Here is a 16088-nt window from a genome sequence, read left to right as displayed (position 1 = left end):
CTGGCGGCCATAGCGTTGTGGAACCACCTGATTCCATGCCGAACTCAGCAGTGAAACGCAACCGCGCCGATGATAGTGTGGCAGCTGCCATGTGAAAGTAGGTCACTGCCAGGCACCCAATTTTGCTGATATAGCTCAGTCGGTAGAGCGCACCCTTGGTAAGGGTGAGGTCCCCAGTTCGAATCCGGGTATCAGCACCACAATTTGTTTGACTGCCATAGCGTTGTGGCACCACCTGATCCCTTGCCGAACTCAGAAGTGAAACGCAACCGCGCCGATGATAGTGTGGCAGCTGCCATGTGAAAGTAGGTCACAGTCAAACACTCTCTTCGAAAAGCCCGATACTAATGTATCGGGCTTTTTTCGTTATGGCTGACAATTGGCTTGACCTTACCCCAAGGGGAAAGGTTATGGTGAGTGAGTGTTTAGCGCTGATGGAGCCAGTCATGAATATCAGCAAGGTGGCCGGGCTGACCGGGCTGACCGCCAAAACTCTTCGATACTATGAGGCCATTGGCCTTATTCCCTCCCCCGAGCGGGGCGAAAACGGTTATCGCAGTTACAGTGACGCCCTGCTTCGTCGTATTCGGTTTGTGAAAAATGCGCGGGAAGCCGGGTTCAACCTGGACGAGTGCCGGGAGCTGCTGGCATTACACGATAACGAATGCCGGACCAGCGCCGAGGTCAAGGCGCTCACTCTGGCCAAGATTGACGATCTTGAGCAACGCATTGCTCATATGCAGATGATGCTGCAAGGTTTACGCCGTTTGGCTGATCAATGTCATGGAGACGGAAAACCACAGTGCCCTATCATGGAGGCGCTGGATGGGTCCCAGTCTGTCCGCCCGGCAAAAGAGTGACGAAGATCACCTTTTCCTTCCCGGTTTTGGCGCAAAATGCGTCATAAGTCGTATTTTATCTGCATGTTAACAAGGGGTTACATCTTGTAGGCAGATTCAGGCAGCAACCGAAGCAACGATGTGAGCATCAATGAACGATAAAAAAAGCAGAATCGACGTCAAGGACGTCACCCCGAAACCACGTTCCCATCGGCCCGCCGATGACGGTCATATTTACGTCAGGGCGCAAACCGGCAAATGGCAGCGCCTGCGCAAGCAGATGGGCTGGTTGCTGATGCTGGTGTTCCTGGTGGGCCCCTGGATCCAGTGGAACGGCAACCAGGCCATTTTGCTGGACGTGGAGCAACAGCGTTTCCATATTTTCGGCACTACCCTGTGGCCTCAGGATCTGACCCTGCTGGCCTTGCTGTTTATGGTAGCGGCCTTTGCCCTGTTTTTTTTGACCACCTTTCTGGGCCGGGTGTGGTGCGGTTATCTTTGCCCGCAGACGGTGTGGACCTTTATCTTTATCTGGTTCGAGGAAAAGTTCGAGGGCAGCGCCAACAAGCGACGTCAGCTCGACAAGGCGCCCTGGAGTTTCAACAAGCTCTGGCGCAAGGCCGCCAAGCATACCGGCTGGCTGGCTATTTCACTGCTGACCGGTTTTACCTTTATCGCCTATTTTGTGCCGGCTTATGAACTGGCCTGGGGGCTGCTGACCTTCTCCGCCAGCTTCTGGGTGGGGTTCTGGGTGCTGTTCTTCGCATTCTGTACCTACGGCAATGCGGGCTTTATGCGTACCATCATGTGTACCCATATGTGCCCCTATGCTCGTTTCCAGTCGGCCATGTTCGATAAGGACACCTATATTGTCAGCTACGATGCCGAGCGGGGCGAAACCCGTGGTCCCCGTTCCCGTAAGAAGGATCCGCAAGAGTTGGGGCTGGGTGATTGCATCGACTGTGACATGTGTGTGCAGGTGTGCCCGGCCGGCATCGACATTCGCGACGGCCTGCAATACGAGTGCATTAACTGTGGTGCCTGTATCGATGCCTGTGATCAGACCATGGAGCGCATGGGTTACGATCCGGGCCTGATCAGCTACACCACCGAACACAAGCTGGTGCACAAAGAGACCCATGTGGCCCGGCCCAAGCTGATCGGTTACGGCATTGTCATGGTGATCATGCTGGCGGCCTTTGCCTTTATGGCCACCCGTATCATGCCCATGGGCATTGAGGTGATTCGGGACCGTAATCAGCTCTATCGTGAAACCGCTGAAGGTTTGGTAGAAAACACCTATACCCTCAAGCTGCTCAACAAGACCCTGGCACCGGCTACCTATCAGCTGAGCGTGGAAGGCATGGATGATGCCGAGTGGATTGGCCCGACCGAAGTCAGCATTGACGGCGGTGAGGTGCTGAGCCTGCCGGTCAGCCTGTCGATGGATCCTTACCTGATGGGATCACCGGTACAGGACATTGAATTTGTGATGAGCCGTCAGGGTGCGGACGCCGACGATGCCAAGGCGACGATAAGAACCGAGAGCAAGTTCTTCAGCGCACTGCGCTGATACTTCACAAAGCATGTTAAAGTGAGCCGCAGCGACCCTGCGGCTTTTTTATTGGAGAATCATGGATTACTACCAACTGACCCCGGACGTGATCGATGATGCCCTGGCAAGCGTGGGCATTTACGTGGATCGCGGGCTGATGGCCCTCAACAGTTACGAAAACCGGGTCTACCGGTTTCAGTCCGACGGGGATGGTACCCTGGTGGCCAAATTTTACCGCCCCGGACGCTGGAGCCGTGCCCGGATCGAGCAGGAGCTGGCCTTTGTGGCCGCCGCTGCCGGGCAGGGCGTGCGGGTGGCCGAGCCACTGGAGCGGGATGGCCACAGCCTGTTTGAATTCAACGGTCTGCTATTTTCGGTGTGGCGCTCGGTGCCGGCCCGCGCCTTTGAGCCGGACAATCTGGAGCAACTGGAAGCCCTGGGGGAACAGCTTGCCCGGCTGCATTGTGTGGGTGAAACCATGACGCTGGATCAGCGGCCGGTGATGGATCCTGCTACCGAACTGGCTCATTCCCGCCGGGTGCTGGAGCAGCAGGCCGCCATTCCCGCATCTCTGCGAGATGGTTTTTTCAGCGCCCTGGATCAACTCATCACCGGGGTGAACGAGCACTACCGGCCCGGTGCCCTTATCGGCATTCACGGTGACTGCCACGGCGGCAACCTGCTGTGGGAGCGTGGGCCCTGGCTGCTGGACTTTGACGACTGCCGGCGCGGGCCGGCGGTACAGGATCTGTGGATGATGCTGAGCGGTGATCGTCGGGAGCAGTTGCTACAGCTCGACACCCTGCTGGCCGGATATGAAACCGTGCGCGAGTTCAACAGTGCCGAGCTGGCCCTGATCGAACCACTGCGAGCCTGGCGCATGATCAACTATATGGCCTGGCTGGCGGCGCGCTGGCATGATCCGGCCTTTCCGGTGGCGTTTCCCTGGTTTAACACCGAAGATTACTGGCAACAACAGGTGCGCACGCTGACCGAGCAATATCAGAGTCTTTCGGCACCGCCGTTGTCCTTGACCTCATGGAGCTGATTCCTTAACTTGGGTCAGCCTTAAACGAACGGGATCCACCCTATGAAAAAGCTGATTTTTGCCTTTATGACAATGCTGCTGGTACCCCTGGCCCATGCCGCTTCCGAATTTGAGGAAGGGGTGGAATACACAGTGGTCAGTGAAGTACCCAGCGGCAAACCGGAAGTGACCGAGTTCTTTTCTTATGTCTGCCCCCATTGCTACAGCTTTGAACCGCTGATGGACAAGCTTGGTGAGCGCCTGCCCGATGCCGACATCAACAAGGTACCGGTGGGCTTTCTCGGGCGGGACATGGGCCCGGTGCTGCAGCGGGCCTACGGTGCCGCCGTGCTGCTGAAGGTGGAAGAAAAAATCACGCCGGTGATGTTTGATCGCATTCATCGCCAGAAGAAGATGCCCGCTTCCCTCGACGATGTAAAAGACGTGTTTGTGGCCAACGGCGTGGACGCCAAGGACTTTGATGGCGTGATCAACAGTTTTGCCCTGAACGGCATGATCGCCAAATACGACAAGCTCACCGAAAAGTTTAATGTGCGTGGCACGCCGACCGTGATCGTGCGCGGCAAGTATCAGCTGAACATGGGGGAAATCGGCTCGGAAGACCGCTTCTACCGGGTGGTGGAGTACCTGCTCTCCGCCGACTGAACCGCCATGCCGTCAATCAGCGGCCGGTACTGTCCGGCCGTTTTTTATTGCTCGCCGGTCTCATCGTGAGCAGAAGGCAGGTCGATGTCTTCGTGACCCAGGGTGCGCCAGTGGGTGTCCGGCAGGTGAAACAGGTAGAACTTCTCCCGGTGGGAGTCGGTCACAAAGCCCATGCCCAGCAGGGTTAGTTCAAAATGCACGTCTGAGACAAACTGCTGGTTGAAACGCTGCCGGCCCGAGAGCTCGGCAATGTCGTCTCGGGTCAGATAGATCCCGGCTTGGTGTTTGCCAAAACGTTCCTGTAGCCATTCGGCAAATTCCCTGGCACTTTTCATGCCCCTCTCCTCGTTGAGTTCGTTGTTATTCCCGCAGACGGGCAAGCAGCCGATCCATGGCACGGTAGCCCAGCGCCTCCATCAGATGGGGCCGCCCAATCTGCGGCTCGCCAGCCAGATCGGCAATGGTGCGGGCCACGCGAATAAGTTTATGCCAGGCGCGAATGGAGAGCTTCATGCGGTGCAATGCCTGCTCCAGAAAGGCGGCATCATCGGTGCTCAGCGGACATAACCGCTCAAGTTCGGCGGCATTCAGGCGAGCATTGGGCTTGCCGGCTCTGTGTTGCTGACGCTCACGGGCCGCCAGAACCCGGGCCCGTACCTCGGTGGAAGGTTCCGTTTGTTGGCGTGGCCGGCTCAGTTCACCCGGTGGCAGCAGGGGAATTTCCACCGACAGATCAAAGCGGTCCACAAAGGGCCCGGATATTTTGCCGAGATAGCGCAGAATTTGCTCCGGTGAGCTGCGGCTCAGGCCGTCCTGATAATGACCACAAGGGCTGGGGTTCATGGCACCGATCAGCTGAAAGCGAGCGGGAAAGGTCACGCTGTGGGCTGCGCGGGAAATACTGATGGTGCCGGTTTCCAGCGGCTCGCGCAGGGCGTCCAGTACCCTGCGTTCAAACTCGGTGAGCTCGTCGAGAAACAGCACGCCGTGGTGGGCGAGGGAGATCTCTCCCGGCCTGGGATGGCTGCCTCCGCCCACCAGAGCCGCCGCCGAGGAAGAATGGTGAGGCTGGCGAAAGGCCCGCTGCCGCCAGTGCTCGGGATCGAGAGGCTGGCCGCTGATGGAACGAATGGCGGCGGCCTGCAGCGCTTCTGCTTCGGTCATGGGGGGCAACAGGCCCGGCAGGCGGGCGGCCAGCATGGTCTTACCGGTACCGGGGGGCCCGAGAAACAACAGGTTATGCTCGCCGGCGGCGGCGATCTCCAGTGCCCGCTTGCCGGCTTCCTGGCCGATCACATCGCTCAGGCAGGCGCTGTCTGCCTGAGCGTGACCGGGGGTATGTTCGGGATGGGTCAGTTCGCCCTGCTCGCGCAGCCAGGCGGTTATACCCAGCAGGTGTTCCGCCAGCAGTGCCGGGCAGGGGTGGATCAGACCGGCCTCGCGGCCATTGGCGGAGGGAATAATCAGCCGGCGGTCACTGTCCCGGGCGGCCAATACCGCGGGCAGGGCCCCCTTGATACCGCGCAGCTCGCCGGTGAGAGCCAGTTCACCGAGAAACTCCAGGCCGTCGAGGGATGAAGCCGGGATCTGTTCCGAGGCGGCGAGGATGGCCATGGCGATGGGCAGATCAAAACGGCCGCCGTCCTTGGGCAGGTCCGCCGGTGCCAGGTTGATGGTAATGCGCCGGGCAGGGAATTCAAAGCCGGCGTTGATCAGGGCACTGCGTACTCTGTCCCGGGCTTCCTTGACCGTGGTTTCCGGCAGGCCCACGATATTGAACGCCGGCAGGCCGTTGGCCAGGTGGGCTTCCACCGTTACCAGGGGGGCGGTCACGCCCAGGCTGGCCCGTGCAAATACGACGGCAAGAGACATAGGCTCATCCTTGAAGTATTGTTTTGGTTATCGATTTTTTTCCAGTTTTTATCACTAGGTATGTATAAGCCTTGTTCACGTTTTTTTGTGATCCCGGCTCAGTAAAGTCTTGAGTAGTGTAGGACACTATGCTAGTTCTATATGTCAGCCGCGCCGGGGACTCCGGCAAACAGTATATTTTTTGGTCGGTTTTATGAATTCCATCGTACGCATCGTCAACATTATCGTGGTCCTAGTGGTGATTATTAAATCTCCGCTCGGGGCACTGTGGTCTGACGAAAGCCGATAACCGGCCGACAACGAAACACAAACCCCCGAGCCACTCGGGGGTTTTTTTTTATAAATATTTTGGCAGCAATACAGGACAGCAAATCACATGAATGGCTCACAGTACATTGTCCAGACACTGAAACAACAAGGGGTAACCCAGATCTTCGGCTACCCCGGCGGTGCCATCATGCCGCTTTATGACGCCCTCTACGACGGCGGTGTGGACCATTTGCTGTGCCGGCACGAGCAGGCCGCCGCCCTGGGCGCGGTAGGCTACGCCAGAGCCAGTGGTCAGGTGGGGGTGTGCATGGCCACCTCAGGCCCCGGTGCCACCAACCTGATCACCGGTCTGGCCGATGCCATGCTCGACTCCATTCCTGTGGTGGCCATCACCGGTCAGGTGCCCATGGCTGCGATCGGCACCGATGCCTTTCAGGAAGTGGATGTACTGGGCATGTCGCTGTCCTGCACCAAACATTCTTATCTGGTAGAGAACGTGGAAGATCTTGGCGACATCATCGCCGAAGCTTTTGAAGTGGCCCGCTCCGGCCGGCCCGGCCCGGTACTGATTGATGTGCCCAAAAACGTCCAGGTGGCACTGGTTGAGCCGCGTCCCACCGTGCCCTGTACCACGGCCCCCAATGCCCTCAACGAGGCCGCCTTGGCCGAGGCCAGGGCCATGCTGGCCGAGGCGCGTCAGCCGGTACTCTACGTGGGTGGTGGTGTTGGCATGGGAAATGCCGAGGCAGAATTACGTGCTTTTGCCGAGCAAAGCGGCATTCCTGCGGTGACCACCCTGAAGGGCATCGGTACTCTGAATCCGGACGATGAGCTGTTTTTGGGCATGCTGGGCATGCACGGAACAAAAGCTGCCAATCTGGCTGTTCAGCAGAGTGATCTTCTGATTGTGGTCGGCGCCCGTTTTGACGACAGGGTGACCGGCAAACTGGACGCCTTTGCGGTCAACGCCAGGGTGATCCACCTGGACAAGGACGCCGCCGAGTTTGGCAAGGTGCGCCATGCTCATGTTGGCATCAACGCCGAGCTGAAGGACGTATTGCCGCGGCTCACCGGTGAACGTCTGGCCATCGATGCCTGGCGTGAACAGTGCAAGGCGCTCAAGGCCGAGCACGCTTGGCGCTACGATCATCCGGGCGAGGCCATCTTTGCCCCGCTGATGCTCAAGCAACTGAGCGAAGCCATGGAAGATACTGCCATGGTCAGCTGTGACGTGGGTCAGCACCAGATGTGGGTGGCCCAGCACATGCGCTTTACCAGCCCGCGCAATCACCTCAGCAGTGCCGGCCTGGGCACCATGGGTTTTGGCCTGCCCGCCGCCATCGGTGCCAAGCTGGCCCGCCCCGAGCATGAGTCGGTACTGGTGTCCGGCGACGGCTCCTTCATGATGAATGTGCAGGAGCTGGGCACCCTCAAGCGCGCCCAGCTGCCGGTGAAGATGGTGCTGCTCGACAACCAGCGCCTGGGCATGGTGCGCCAGTGGCAGGAGCTGTTCTTTGACGGCCGCTTCAGTGAAACCATTTTGACCGACAACCCGGACTTCGTGGCCATGGCTGCCGCCTTTGGCATTCCGGGCGAAACCATTACCCGCAAGGAGCAGGTGCAGCCCGCCATCGCGCGCATGCTGCAGTCCGACACCGCCTACCTGCTGCACGTGCGTATTTCAGAGGAAGAGAACGTCTGGCCCCTGGTGCCGCCGGGCGTTGCCAACGATCAGATGATGGAGAGCAAAGCATGAACCAGCACAATTTGCAGATAGAAGCCCAGTTTCGCCCGGAAGTGCTTGAGCGGGTACTGCGCATGACCCGCCACCGCGGCTTTCGTGTGGACGACATGGAAATGTCCACCTCCGCCGATTGTCAAAACCTGAACATCAGGGTTACTGTCAGCAGTGAGCGTCCCATTCAGCTGCTGAGCAACCAGCTCGAAAAGCTGATGAACGTGACCCGCGTTGAAGCGCACATCATGGAGCAACCGCTGAAAAAATCGGCCTGAGGATAACAATAATGTCTACCGCCAAGTACATCTGGTTCAACGGAGATATGGTGCCCTGGGACAAGGCCCAGGTGCATGTGATGACCCACGCCCTGCATTACGGATCCTCGGTGTTTGAAGGCATTCGCGCCTACAACACCCCCAAGGGGCCGGCGATCTTCCGGCTGGAAGAGCACGTGCAGCGGCTGTTTGATTCCGCCAAGATTTACCGGATGGCCATTCCCTTTACCAGGGCAGAGCTGATGGATGCCTGCCGGGCGGCGGTAGCCGACAATGACCTCGACAGCGCCTACCTGCGCCCGCTGGTATTTGTGGGCAACGTGGGCATGGGCCTGAATGCGCCCAAGGATGTGCCCTGCGACGTGATTATCGCCGCCATTCCCTGGGGGGCCTACCTGGGCGAGGAAGGGCTGGAAAACGGCGTGGACGTGTGTGTCACCTCCTGGAATCGCCTGGCGCCCAATACCATGCCCACCGGTGCCAAGGCGGGGGGCAACTATTTGTCATCCCAGCTGATTTCCGGTGAGGCCAAGCGCCACGGCTACAGTGAGGGCATCTCCCTCGACGTGCACGGCCACCTCAGCGAAGGCGCGGGGGAAAACCTCTTCCTTATAAAAAACGGCGTGCTCTACACGCCGCCGGTTACCGCCTGCATACTGCCGGGCATTACCCGTGATACCCTGATGACCCTGGCGCGGGAAGCCGGTTATGAAGTGCGGGAAGAAGCCATTGCCCGGGAAGCCCTGTATCTGGCCGACGAAATGTTCATGACCGGCACCGCCGCCGAGGTCACCCCGGTGCGCAGCGTGGATGGCATCACCCTGGGTGAAGGCAAACGCGGCCCCATCACCAAGGAGCTGCAACAGGCCTTTTTCGGTCTGTTTGACGGCAGCACCCAGGACAAGTGGGGCTGGCTCACCCCGGTAAAAGACTAATTTAATTTATCGAGATGGGGCGCGGTTGCGCCCCGCTGTTCTCACGCAATATCAGGAGTAAAAGGAATGCCAAGGTATCGTTCAGCCACCACCACCCACGGCCGCAACATGGCCGGCGCCCGCGCCCTGTGGCGCGCCACCGGCATGACCGAAGATGATTTCGGCAAGCCGATTATCGCCGTGGTGAACTCCTTCACCCAGTTCGTGCCCGGCCACGTGCACCTCAAGGACATGGGTCAGCTGGTGGCCCGCGAGATTGAAGCGGCCGGCGGTGTGGCCAAGGAATTCAACACCATCGCGGTGGATGACGGTATCGCCATGGGTCATGGCGGCATGCTTTACTCCCTGCCCAGCCGTGAGCTGATCGCCGACTCTGTCGAGTACATGGTCAACGCTCACTGTGCCGACGCCATGGTGTGTATCTCCAACTGCGACAAGATCACTCCCGGCATGCTGATGGCCGCCCTGCGGGTCAACATTCCGGTGATCTTCGTGTCCGGCGGTCCGATGGAAGCGGGCAAGACCAAGCTGTCCGATCAGCTGATCAAGCTGGATCTGGTCGATGCCATGATTCAGGGTGCCGATCCCACCGTGTCCGACGATCAGAGCGAGCAGGTTGAGCGCAGCGCCTGCCCCACCTGTGGCTCCTGCTCCGGCATGTTTACCGCCAACTCCATGAACTGCCTGACCGAGGCCCTGGGGCTGTCCCAGCCCGGCAACGGCTCCCTGCTGGCCACCCACGCCGACCGCGAGCAGCTGTTCAAGACCGCCGGTCACCGCATTGTGGAGCTGACCAAGCGTTATTACGAAGGCGACGACGACGCCGTGCTGCCCCGCAACATAGCCACCAAGGCTGCCTTTGAAAACGCCATGGTGCTGGATATCGCCATGGGCGGCTCCACCAATACCGTGCTGCACCTGCTGGCCGCCGCTCAGGAAGCAGAAGTGGACTTCACCATGGACGACATCGACGCCCTGTCGCGCAAGGTGCCCCAGCTGTGCAAGGTGGCCCCGTCCACCCAGAAGTACCACATGGAAGACGTGCACCGCGCCGGTGGCGTCATGGGCATTCTGGCCGAGCTGGCCCGTGCCGGCCTGCTCAACACCGACGTCAATACCGTGCTGGGCATGAACCTGGCCGAGCAACTGGCCCGCTACGACATCATGGTCACCGAGGACGAGGCGGTGAAAACCATGTTCCGCGCCGGCCCGGCAGGCATTCGTACTACTCGTGCCTTCAGCCAGGACTGCCGCTGGGACACCCTGGATGACGACCGCGCCGAGGGCTGTATTCGCAGCCTCGACAACGCCTACAGCCAGGAAGGTGGTCTGGCCGTGCTGGCCGGCAACCTGGCCATCGACGGCTGTATCGTCAAGACCGCCGGCGTGGCCGACGAAAACCTGACCTTCCGTGGCCCGGCCCGAGTATTTGAAAGCCAGGACACCGCCGTGGCCGGCATTCTCGGCGGCGAAGTGAAGGCCGGTGAAGTAGTGGTGATCCGCTACGAAGGCCCCAAGGGCGGCCCGGGCATGCAGGAAATGCTGTACCCCACTACCTACCTCAAGTCCATGGGTCTGGGCACCAAGTGCGCCCTGATCACCGACGGTCGTTTCTCCGGCGGCACCTCCGGTCTGTCCATCGGTCACGTCTCTCCCGAGGCGGCCAACGGCGGTACCATTGGTCTGGTGCAGACCGGTGACATCATCGACATCGACATTCCGGCTCGTAAAATCGCGCTGGACGTGTCCGAGCAGGAGCTGGCAGCCCGCCGCGAAGCCATGGACGCCAAGGGCGAGCAGGCCTGGCGTCCGGTAGACCGTGAGCGGGAAGTGTCCTTCGCCCTGCGCGCCTACGCCTCACTGGCCACCAGCGCCGACAAGGGCGCGGTACGCGACCGCAGCAAACTGGGAGGCTGAGCGATGGCACAACCGGCATTGAAGGAAGAAAAAGGCACGCCCCGTTCCGCCACCGAGTACCTGCGTCATATTTTGCTGTCGCCGGTGTACGAGGCGGCCCGGGTCACGCCGTTGACGCCGCTCAAGAAGATTTCCGAGCGGCTGGGGCACCCGGTTTCCCTCAAGCGGGAAGACATGCAGCCGGTGCACTCTTTCAAGCTGCGTGGTGCCTACAACAAGATTGCCCAGCTCACCCCCGAGCAGCAACAGCGCGGCGTGATTGCCGCCTCGGCGGGCAACCATGCGCAGGGCGTGGCGCTGTCGGCGGCCAAGCTGGGTATTGACGCCACCATTGTCATGCCCACCGTCACCCCCGACATTAAAGTTGAGTCGGTACGCCGCTTTGGCGGCAACGTGGTGCTGCACGGCAACAACTTCGACGAGGCCTATGCCCGCTGTCTGGAACTGATGCAGGAAAAGGGCGCCACCCTGATCCCGCCCTTTGACGACGAGGACGTGATCGCCGGTCAGGGGACCGTGGGTCGCGAGCTGCTGGAGCAGGATACTCGCCTGACCCATGTGTTCGTGCCCGTGGGCGGTGGCGGTCTGGCCGCCGGGGTGGCGGTGTACATCAAGCAGCTACTGCCTCAGGTCAAGGTGATTGGGGTGGAAGCCGAAGGCTCTGCCTGTCTGAAGGCGGCGCTTAACGCCGGTGATATCGTCACTCTGGACAGAGTCAGCATGTTTGCCGACGGCGTGGCAGTGAAGCGCATTGGCACCGAGACCTTTCGTCTGTGCCGGGAATACCTGGATGGCGTGATCACCGTGACCTCCGACGAGATCTGTGCCGCCCTCAAGGACATCTTCGAGGACACCCGGGCCATTGCCGAGCCCTCCGGCGCGTTGTCGCTGGCCGGCCTGAAGAAATACAGCCAGGCCGGGGATTATTCCCATGCCCGCATGGCGGCGGTGCTGAGCGGTGCCAACGTCAACTTCCACTCCCTGCGCTACGTGTCCGAACGGTGCGAGCTGGGTGAAAAGCGGGAAGGGGTGCTGGCGGTGACGATCCCTGAGCGCAAGGGCGCCTTTTTGCAGTTTTGCGAGGTGCTCGGCAACCGCATGGTCACCGAGTTCAACTACCGCTATTCCTCGGACGACAAGGCGGCACTGTTGGTGTCGGTGCGGCTGTCCGACGGCGATCGGGAGCTGGCGCAGATCATGGCGGAGCTGGAGCAGGCTGGGTATCCGGTGGCCAACATGACCGACAACGATCTGGCCAAGACCCATGTGCGTTACATGGTCGGCGGCCGTACTCCCAAGCCGCTGCAGGAACGGTTGTACAGCTTCCGTTTTCCGGAGCAGCCCGGCGCCTTGATGCGCTTTTTGCGCACGCTTGGGACCCGCTGGAACATCAGCCTGTTCCATTACCGCAACCACGGCGCCGAATTTGGCCGTGTGTTGTGCGGCTTTGAGCTGCCCGACAGCGATATGGTCTCGTTTGAGCGCCATCTGGCGGAGCTGGGCTACACCTGGTACGACGTGACCCAGGATCCGGCCTATCGCTTTTTCCTGGCTCACTGACAAGGCTATTGTTTAATAAAGAAAAAATGCCGGGCTTGCCCGGTATTTTTATGTCCGCTCGCCGGCTCTCCCAAAAGAAAGATGTTAACACCCTATTAACCTTTTGCGTTAACCCTCGCTGTTTGCGTGCTTCGATTTGGCCCGCGGTGGCAAGGTTCAGGACACTTTGATCCCTAAGTACCGGGCCGGTCATTTTCCTGATGTGATTGATACAAAATTGTTTACAACTTTTCATTGACCAGTTTTCGCTCAGCTGTTTTAATCGCGCCGTTCCTTAGTTTTCTTCCCTTTTGGTACAGGAGTGTCTTTCGTGGCGCTGTTGTCTTCCCTGCTGGCCGCCGTTGGCCAGATATATTTTATAAACAACCGCCTTGCCGGTGCCCTGATTGTTGCGGGTGTGCTCTGGATTTCCCCCTGGATGGCCGCCACCATGATGCTGGCGACCCTGGCCGCTACCCTGCTGGCGCTGGCCTGCAGGTGGGAGCCGGACGGCTGGCGTGACGGCCTGTTCGGCTTCAACGCCGCCCTGGTGGGGCTGGCCTTTGGCCTGTTTGCCGAGCAGACACCGTTCTGGCTGCTGATGTCGGTGCTGGGCGGCGGGCTGTCGGCCTGGCTGTTTTACCGGCTGCGCCGGCTGGCCGCCATTCCCTGGTACACGCTGCCGTTTAACCTGGTGGTGTTGCCCTGGCTGTATTTTATTGGCCAGCGGGTCGCCGACGAGGTGCCTCAGGGCTACAACTTTTCATTATCGGCCATTGGCCAGGTGATCTTTTTGCCCGACATGGTGCCGGCGGTGCTGATCTGCGCCGCCCTGCTGATGGTGGGCATCGAGATGCTGGGCTGGGCCTTTGTGGGCGCCATGGTGTCGAGCGGCGCCGCACTGTTGTTGCTGGTCAATCCGGATTACATCAACTTTGGCCTTACCGGTTATAACGGCGTGCTGGCGGCCATCGCCATGTACTGGCACGGCAACAAGCAGATCTGGATGCTGCTGGCCGCGGCCCTGGCCGGGCTGATGACCGCGGCCATGCTCAAGCTGGGTCTGCCCATGCTGACCATGCCCTTTGTGCTCAGCTGCTGGCTGTGCCTGGCAATGCAGAAAGGCCTGTGCTATTACCGGTGCGCACACATGACCAACAGGGAGAAAGTATGAAACTGGGATTTATCGGCATTGGCCTGATGGGCAAACCCATGACCGAGCGACTGCTGGCCGCCGGCTATGACGTTACCGTGTGGAACCGCAGCGCCGACAAGCTGGCCGAGGTGGCCGCCGCCGGTGCCCATGTGGCCGGCAGCATTGGTGAGCTGACCAAACAAGTAGACGTGGTGATGTTGTGCCTGGCCAACACCGCCGTGGTGGAAAGCGTGGTGTTTGGCGAGGGCGGTGTGGCCGAGCACGGCCGGGCCGGCCAGCTGCTGGTGGACTTTTCCAGCTCCGATCCCGATGCCACCCGCGACTATGCCGCCAAATTGCAAGACGCCTGCGGCATGGACTGGGTTGACTCACCGGTCTCCGGCGGTGTGGCCGGTGCCGAGGCCGGCACCCTGGCCATCATGTGTGGCGGCGAGGAAGCCGACATTGAGCGCATTCGCCCGGTGCTGGCGCCCCTGTCCCAGCGGGTGACCCGCATGGGCGGCGTGGGCGCCGGTCAGGTCACCAAGGTGTGCAACCAGATGATAGTGGGCTGCAACCTGATGGTGCTGGCGGAAATGATGGCCCTGGCCAAGTCCTGCGGCGTGGACGCCGAGCAGATCCCCACGGCCCTGGCCGGTGGCTTTGCCGACTCCAAGCCGATGCAGATCACCGGCCCGCTGATGGCGGAAGAGGTGAACCCGGATCCCAAGTGGCACGTGCGTACCCTGCTCAAGGATCTGGACATGGCGGTGGCCCAGAGCCTGCGCGCCGGCAGCGCCACCCCCATGTCGGGACTGGCCGCCCAGCTTATGCGCCAGCACGGCAGCAAGGGCTTTCTGGAGCGGGATCCGGCGACCCTGATCAAGCTGTATAAAGACGCGTAACGATTTCATTGATTGAGCCGGCGGCGTCTGTCTGCCGGAAAGGAGGGCAAAGGGAACGGCTTCACGACCGATCAAATGCCATGGATGGCATTTGCCGAGCGTTACAGGGAAGTACTTGAAGCGTGTCGTGAAGTTGGCCCTTTGGCCGACTTGCAGTGTCACTGCAGGCAACGTTGTCACTAAAAAGAGGAGCCCAGGCTCCTCTTTTTTGCGTTTTGGGCAACGGTTCAGGCCGTTTCCAGGGCCAGACTGTGTTTGTAGTAGTCGTTGGCCTGGGTCAGATCCTTGCGCTTTTCTGCCAGGCCGGCGAGCAGCACATAATCCTGCGGGTCGGGCTTTTGCGCCACCGCCTGTTGCAGGTGTTGCTCGGCCTGATCGTCCTTGCCGTCCTTCAGGTACAGCCGGCCCAGGGCCGAATGCAGCTCCGGCAGGTTTTCCTTTTTGGCCTTTTTCTCCAGCACACTCAGCAGCGGGTGGTAGTCGCTCAGCTGCAGCCGGGTGGCACACAGCAGCAGGCCGGCATCGGTTTTCTTGTCGAGGCCTTCCAGCAGCAGCTGCTGGGCTTCCTTGTGGGCCTTGAGGCCGATCAGCCGGTCACACAGGGGCAGCAGCAGCTCGGGGTTGTACTTGTCCTTGCGCGGCAGGGCCTGCCATACCTTGATCAGCCCCTCGCTGCCCTCGTCATGGGCGGCCTGATCAAAGCGGCCAATCCAGGACTGATGACGCAGCGCGTCTTTTTCCTCGGCACTGATCAGGTTCTTGTTGGCCAGGCTGTCGAGAATGCCAAGCAGGGCCTGCCACTGACCGGTGGCGACGTATACGTCCTTTTGCAGTTTGAGCAGGGCGGGCTGGTGACCATAGGTGGTTTCCAGTGCCTGCACCCCGGCCAGGGCGTCTTCAAACTGGCCCTGCTGATATTGCAGTCGGGCCTGAGTGATACCCACCGCGAGGCTGGCGGCCGGATGCTGTTCCTGGGCCTGACGCAGGTAGTCGTCGCGTTTTTCCTCGTTGCCCTGGGCCTGAGCCGCGCTGGCGGCGTTCAGGTAGTTGAGCAGCGCCAGTTCGTTGCCCTTGGTGCCCTTGAGCAGCATTTTTTCGGCGGTGGCATAGTCTTCGGCCACCAGCGCCTGCATGCCACTCTGGGTGTAGTTCAGGGCCTTGCGCCGGCGACGGCCCATAAACCAGCCACGGGTACGGTGGCTGAGGCCAAACACCCGGCCCAGCAGCCATTCAATAAACAGCAGCAGCAGGTAGAACAGCACGGCACCCACCAGGAACACGGTGGCCGTGGTCTCAATGGTGTAGTTGCCGGCGGCCACCAGCACATAGCCCTGACGGCCCATAAAGTCGGGGCCGGCCACCAGGCCGGCGGCCAGAATGGCGATGATAATGGCAAGACGTATCATGAGTCCCCC

The 16088-nt window shown here is 60.4% G+C and carries 14 protein-coding genes, 1 tRNA gene and 2 rRNA genes; 14 read left to right on the top strand and 3 right to left on the bottom strand.

Going from position 1 to position 16088, the window contains the following annotated elements:
- The 7 genes from rrf (Q9290_RS12010) to Q9290_RS11980 all read left to right on the top strand — a co-directional run bounded on the left by rrf (Q9290_RS12010) (position 1) and on the right by Q9290_RS11980 (position 4087).
- Positions 1 to 114 (top strand): 5S ribosomal RNA (rrf, locus tag Q9290_RS12010).
- A gap of 10 nt (positions 115 to 124) precedes the next feature.
- Positions 125 to 200 (top strand) — tRNA-Thr (locus tag Q9290_RS12005).
- 7 nt (positions 201 to 207) lie between these two features.
- Positions 208 to 322, top strand: a 5S ribosomal RNA gene (gene rrf / locus Q9290_RS12000).
- A 124-nt stretch (positions 323 to 446) separates the two neighbouring features.
- Complete coding sequence (gene cueR, locus Q9290_RS11995; RefSeq protein ID WP_306079882.1) at positions 447 to 860, top strand: Cu(I)-responsive transcriptional regulator; 414 nt, start codon at positions 447 to 449, stop codon at positions 858 to 860.
- Between the two features lie 130 nt (positions 861 to 990).
- Positions 991 to 2412, top strand: a complete 1422-nt coding sequence (ccoG, locus tag Q9290_RS11990) for a cytochrome c oxidase accessory protein CcoG (RefSeq protein WP_306079881.1) — start codon at positions 991 to 993, stop codon at positions 2410 to 2412.
- A 61-nt stretch (positions 2413 to 2473) separates the two neighbouring features.
- Entirely contained in the window at positions 2474 to 3442 is a 969-nt protein-coding gene (locus Q9290_RS11985) for a serine/threonine protein kinase (RefSeq protein WP_306079880.1), read from the top strand.
- 42 nt (positions 3443 to 3484) lie between these two features.
- Positions 3485 to 4087: a thiol:disulfide interchange protein DsbA/DsbL gene (locus Q9290_RS11980; RefSeq protein WP_306079879.1), complete on the top strand. Its 603-nt coding sequence runs from the start codon at positions 3485 to 3487 to the stop codon at positions 4085 to 4087.
- 44 nt (positions 4088 to 4131) lie between these two features.
- On the opposite strand, the gene Q9290_RS11975 is transcribed toward Q9290_RS11980, so the two are convergent.
- Entirely contained in the window at positions 4132 to 4422 is a 291-nt protein-coding gene (locus tag Q9290_RS11975) for a hypothetical protein (RefSeq protein ID WP_306079878.1), read from the bottom strand.
- Between the two features lie 25 nt (positions 4423 to 4447).
- A complete protein-coding gene (locus Q9290_RS11970) occupies positions 4448 to 5959 on the bottom strand; it encodes a YifB family Mg chelatase-like AAA ATPase (protein ID WP_306079877.1) in 1512 nt (503 codons plus the stop codon).
- Between the two features lie 376 nt (positions 5960 to 6335).
- Here Q9290_RS11970 and ilvG point away from each other — a divergent pair, with 376 nt between their 5' ends.
- The 7 genes from ilvG to Q9290_RS11935 all read left to right on the top strand — a co-directional run bounded on the left by ilvG (position 6336) and on the right by Q9290_RS11935 (position 14673).
- On the top strand, positions 6336 to 7985 hold the full coding sequence (gene ilvG, locus Q9290_RS11965; protein ID WP_306079876.1) for an acetolactate synthase 2 catalytic subunit: 1650 nt from the start codon (positions 6336 to 6338) through the stop codon (positions 7983 to 7985).
- Entirely contained in the window at positions 7982 to 8242 is a 261-nt protein-coding gene (ilvM, locus tag Q9290_RS11960; protein ID WP_306079875.1) for an acetolactate synthase 2 small subunit, read from the top strand. The genes ilvG and ilvM overlap by 4 nt, the downstream gene beginning before the upstream one ends.
- 11 nt (positions 8243 to 8253) lie before the next feature.
- Positions 8254 to 9177 (top strand): branched-chain amino acid transaminase, encoded by a 924-nt coding sequence (locus tag Q9290_RS11955; protein ID WP_306079874.1) that lies wholly within the window; start codon positions 8254 to 8256, stop codon positions 9175 to 9177.
- 66 nt (positions 9178 to 9243) lie between these two features.
- Positions 9244 to 11094, top strand: coding sequence for a dihydroxy-acid dehydratase (gene ilvD, locus Q9290_RS11950; RefSeq protein WP_306079873.1), 1851 nt, complete (start codon positions 9244 to 9246; stop codon positions 11092 to 11094).
- 3 nt (positions 11095 to 11097) lie between these two features.
- Positions 11098 to 12654 carry a threonine ammonia-lyase, biosynthetic gene (gene ilvA / locus Q9290_RS11945; RefSeq protein WP_306079872.1) on the top strand — a complete coding sequence of 519 codons (1557 nt, stop codon included), beginning with the start codon at positions 11098 to 11100 and terminating at the stop codon, positions 12652 to 12654.
- A gap of 310 nt (positions 12655 to 12964) precedes the next feature.
- A complete protein-coding gene (locus Q9290_RS11940) occupies positions 12965 to 13807 on the top strand; it encodes an urea transporter (RefSeq protein WP_306079871.1) in 843 nt (280 codons plus the stop codon).
- Positions 13804 to 14673: an NAD(P)-dependent oxidoreductase gene (locus Q9290_RS11935; protein WP_306079870.1), complete on the top strand. Its 870-nt coding sequence runs from the start codon at positions 13804 to 13806 to the stop codon at positions 14671 to 14673. The genes Q9290_RS11940 and Q9290_RS11935 overlap by 4 nt, the downstream gene beginning before the upstream one ends.
- 227 nt (positions 14674 to 14900) lie before the next feature.
- Here Q9290_RS11935 and Q9290_RS11930 read toward each other — a convergent pair whose 3' ends face one another.
- Positions 14901 to 16079: a heme biosynthesis HemY N-terminal domain-containing protein gene (locus tag Q9290_RS11930; protein ID WP_306079869.1), complete on the bottom strand. Its 1179-nt coding sequence runs from the start codon at positions 16077 to 16079 to the stop codon at positions 14901 to 14903.
- Between the last annotated feature and the right edge of the window lie 9 nt (positions 16080 to 16088).

It is taken from the genome of Oceanimonas aquatica, assembly GCF_030732065.1.
In the GTDB taxonomy this organism is placed as follows: Bacteria; Pseudomonadota; Gammaproteobacteria; order Enterobacterales; family Aeromonadaceae; genus Oceanimonas.
The sequence above is the reverse complement of the archived record's forward strand: the minus strand, read 5'-3'. Positions and strand labels throughout refer to the sequence as shown.

Bases quoted from the DNA above. Each gene is read 5' to 3' on its own strand.
- Q9290_RS11930 (WP_306079869.1), bottom strand. From the start codon at position 16,079: ATGATACGTCTTGCCATTATCATCGCCATTCTGGCCGCCGGCCTGGTG.
- cueR (WP_306079882.1), top strand. From the start codon at position 447: ATGAATATCAGCAAGGTGGCCGGGCTGACCGGGCTGACCGCCAAAACT.
- Q9290_RS11985 (WP_306079880.1), top strand. From the start codon at position 2,474: ATGGATTACTACCAACTGACCCCGGACGTGATCGATGATGCCCTGGCA.
- Q9290_RS11935 (WP_306079870.1), top strand. From the start codon at position 13,804: ATGAAACTGGGATTTATCGGCATTGGCCTGATGGGCAAACCCATGACC.
- ilvD (WP_306079873.1), top strand. From the start codon at position 9,244: ATGCCAAGGTATCGTTCAGCCACCACCACCCACGGCCGCAACATGGCC.
- Q9290_RS11970 (WP_306079877.1), bottom strand. From the start codon at position 5,959: ATGTCTCTTGCCGTCGTATTTGCACGGGCCAGCCTGGGCGTGACCGCC.
- ilvM (WP_306079875.1), top strand. From the start codon at position 7,982: ATGAACCAGCACAATTTGCAGATAGAAGCCCAGTTTCGCCCGGAAGTG.
- Q9290_RS11975 (WP_306079878.1), bottom strand. From the start codon at position 4,422: ATGAAAAGTGCCAGGGAATTTGCCGAATGGCTACAGGAACGTTTTGGC.
- ilvG (WP_306079876.1), top strand. From the start codon at position 6,336: ATGAATGGCTCACAGTACATTGTCCAGACACTGAAACAACAAGGGGTA.
- Q9290_RS11980 (WP_306079879.1), top strand. From the start codon at position 3,485: ATGAAAAAGCTGATTTTTGCCTTTATGACAATGCTGCTGGTACCCCTG.
- ccoG (WP_306079881.1), top strand. From the start codon at position 991: ATGAACGATAAAAAAAGCAGAATCGACGTCAAGGACGTCACCCCGAAA.
- Q9290_RS11955 (WP_306079874.1), top strand. From the start codon at position 8,254: ATGTCTACCGCCAAGTACATCTGGTTCAACGGAGATATGGTGCCCTGG.
- ilvA (WP_306079872.1), top strand. From the start codon at position 11,098: ATGGCACAACCGGCATTGAAGGAAGAAAAAGGCACGCCCCGTTCCGCC.